The sequence below is a fragment of the Betaproteobacteria bacterium genome, assembly GCA_009377585.1.
Classification (GTDB): Bacteria; Pseudomonadota; Gammaproteobacteria; order Burkholderiales; family WYBJ01; genus WYBJ01.
Map to the genome: position 1 here is coordinate 1 of WHTS01000237.1, position 3,111 is coordinate 3,111.

The 3,111-nt window shown below is 63.2% G+C and carries 3 protein-coding genes; 1 reads left to right on the top strand and 2 read right to left on the bottom strand.

Annotation, left to right across the window (positions count from 1 at the left end):
* Positions 1-767, bottom strand: a 767-nt coding sequence (locus GEV05_30905; protein MPZ47687.1) for an ATP-binding cassette domain-containing protein, incomplete at its 3' end; no start/stop codon positions are given.
* 29 nt (positions 768-796) lie between these two features.
* Positions 797-2,098 carry an extracellular solute-binding protein gene (locus GEV05_30910; GenBank protein ID MPZ47688.1) on the bottom strand — a complete coding sequence of 434 codons (1,302 nt, stop codon included), beginning with the start codon at positions 2,096-2,098 and terminating at the stop codon, positions 797-799.
* Between GEV05_30910 and GEV05_30915 the strand changes: the two genes are divergently transcribed.
* On the top strand, positions 1,803-3,111 hold a 1,309-nt coding region (locus GEV05_30915), incomplete at its 3' end, for a hypothetical protein (protein ID MPZ47689.1). The two genes, GEV05_30910 and GEV05_30915, sit on opposite strands and share 296 nt — an antisense overlap.

The following is a 3,111-nucleotide window of genomic DNA, read 5'->3' on the forward strand; positions in this document are numbered from 1 at the left end:
GCCTCGACCACGAGGCGCGCGCCTTCCCGATCGACCACCTTGCCGTCGAGCAGGTTGGTGATTCCCATGAACTGCGCTACGAATGGCGTTGCCGAATTGCGATAGATCGCGTCCGGTGTGCCCACCTGCTCCAGGACGCCCGCGCGCATCACGGCAATCCGGTCCGAAATGGCCAGTGCCTCTTCCTGATCATGGGTGACGTAAATCGCGGTGATGCCGAGACTTTGCTGCAGCTGGCGGATCTCGCCGCGCATCTCGACCCGCAATTGCGCATCGAGATTGGATAGCGGCTCGTCCAGCAGCAGGACCTCGGGCTCGATGACGAGCGCGCGCGCAATGGCGACCCGCTGCAGCTGACCGCCCGAGAGCTGGTGCGGCCAGCGCGCCTCGTAACCCTCCAGGTGAACGAGCTTCAAAGCGCTCTTGATGCGCTCGGCGATCCGCTCAGGCGCAACCTTGCGCGCCCGCAGGCCATAAGCCACATTGCCGCCGACGCTCAGGTTGGGAAAGATGGCGTAGTTCTGGAACACCATGCCGGTGTTGCGCCGATGCGCTGCGAGCGTATCGATGCGCTTCGCGCCGAAACGGATCGCGCCCGCATCCAGCTCGCAGAAGCCGGCGATCATGCGCAACAGCGTCGTCTTGCCGCAGCCGGAGGGACCGAGCAAGGTAAAGAACTCGCCGTCGCGGATGTCGAGCGAAACCTTCGATACCGCCTGAACCGCGCCGAAGGCGCGACTCACGTTTTCGATCGCAACGGCCGTCACTGCGCAGCCCGCAGCCAGCGGCCGTGCATCTAGCGCGTTTCCTGGATCAGATCCCTGATCTTCTCCAGCGTCTCCTTGCGCTTGGCCGTCCAGGCTTCCTCGTCGTAGGACGCGAGCTTCAGGCGCGACAAGTTCGGCATCCCGCCCGGGAGCTTGGACAGATCCAGATCGCTGCGCGCGGGCCGCCGGTAAGTCGCCTTGAGGATCATCTCGCGCACGTCCTTGCGATTGACCCAATCGACGAATTTGCGGGCCGACTCACCATTCGGCCCGCCTTTGATGATGGCCACGCCCTCCATCAGCGCGAGGGTGCCGTCGCTGGGATAAGGGGTCTTGACCGGCGCACCGTTTTTCTCCCATAGGTAGCCGGCGTACTCCAGGGAGACGCCAAGCGGATATTCGCCCTTGCCCACTCCCTGGAAGACCAGCGACGAGCGATTCAGCATGCGCATGTTGCCGAACAGCGTCTTTACCTTCTGCCAGCCCGCGTCGACGCCACCCCATTGATCCACCAGCATCGTGACGGTCGAGTAGGCCGAGCCCGAATTGCGCGGGTCGGTAAAGGCGATCTTGCCCTTGTACCTCGGGTCGAGCAGATCGCTCCAGCTCTTCGGCGCTTCGGCTGCCGGCAGCATCTTGGTGTTGTGCAGGATAACGAGCACGTGCAGGTTGGTGCCGATCCATAGGTTGTCGGGATCGCGATACTCGGCTGCTATGGCGCCCACATGCTGCGATTTGTAGGGCGCGAAGTAGGCCTTGTTGGTCTGCAGCAGCGAGCGCGATACGCCCCAGACGATGTCGCCTTGCGGCCTGTCCTTTTCCGCCTGAATGCGCTTGATGATCGTCCCGGAACCGGCGGATACGATGCTGACCTCGATGCCGGTCTCCTTGCTGAACGCGGTCGAGGTGAGATCGTTCAGGGTGGCTTCGTTGGAGGTGTAGACGACCAGCTTCTGTTGCGCCTGTGCCATCCCGCCCAGCGCGAGCGCAGCACACACCAGGCCGACGCGCGCGAGCGTCTCGAATCGATTGATCATGGGGTTTCCTCCTCTGCGCGAGAGAATATCCGGCGCCAACCTGGGGGTCAATAACACACCCGGGCAACCGGGTGCATCTGCGGCGGAGCATTCTTTTCGCAAGCGTGCCGATGCTGGTATCGTCGCATTGCTGCCGAACGCCCGCCGACAACGAACCCACCCGGAGGAGCGAATGAGTGTACGGATCGCGCAGAACCTGAAGCTGATCGGAAGGCACGACGCCGGAGGCGCCTCCAACCTCGGCGAAGGCATCGCGATGAAGATCGCGAAAAACGGCAAGCGATATCTGTACATCGCGCACGAGAACTGGCCGGTCGCGTTTTCGATTTTCGACGTGACCGAACCGCGCGCGCCGCAGATGGTGTGGCAGCTCAAGCTTCCGGGTCCGCACGCGCGCGGCAATTCGCTTGCGATGCGCGGCGACACGCTGCTTATGGCATACCAGGTCAACAAGTACGGCCTCAAGCCCGCCGGCTTTCAGGTGTTCGACATTGCAAATCCCGTCGAGCCGCGCGAAGTGACGTTCTTCGATCTCTCCGGTGACACCAGCCAGGGCACGCACTACATCTCGTTCATGGATGGTCAGTACGCGCACATATCCACGGGCGCACCCGATTTCGAAAGCAAGCATCGGCACGACCATCAGTTCTACATGATCGTGGATATGCGCAACCCCTCGAAGCCCACGGAAGTCGGCCGCTGGTGGATGCCGGGCCAGCGCGTCGGCGACGGCGAGGCGCTGCCGCCGCGACATGAGGGATTCCTCGACGTCGGCTACCGGCCGCACCACACGCTGTCCTATCCCGAGCGGCCCGATCGCGCGTATATCGGCTGGATCGACGGCGGCATCATCATCCTCGACATCTCCGACAAGACGCGGCCGACAATGATCAGCCGCCTCGACTATCACCCGCCGTTCCCCGGCTTCACGCATACGTGCCTCCCGCTCTTCAACCGCAACCTCATGCTGGTGACGGACGAGGCGACCGGCGATCACGGCCGCGACTGGCCGAAGCGCTACTGGGTGGTCGACATCCGCGAAGAGAAGAATCCCGTGATGATCGCGAGCATGCCGGTGCCGGAGAATTTCGAGGAGCTGCATCGCATCGGCGGCCGCATCGGCGCCCACAACATTCATGAGAACGAACCCGAGCCGGGCAGCGCGAAGCTCGAGAACACTGTCGTCACGACCTGGTTCAGCGCCGGACTACGGATCTACGACATCCGCGACCCGTTCCGGCCCGAGGAAATAGCGGCTTTCCTTCCCGAAACGCCGGAAGGCCAGCGCGGCTGCCGTATCAGCGATT

Bases quoted from the DNA above. Each gene is read 5' to 3' on its own strand.
- GEV05_30910 (MPZ47688.1), bottom strand. From the start codon at position 2,098: ATGTACAGATATCGCTTGCCGTTTTTCGCGATCTTCATCGCGATGCCT.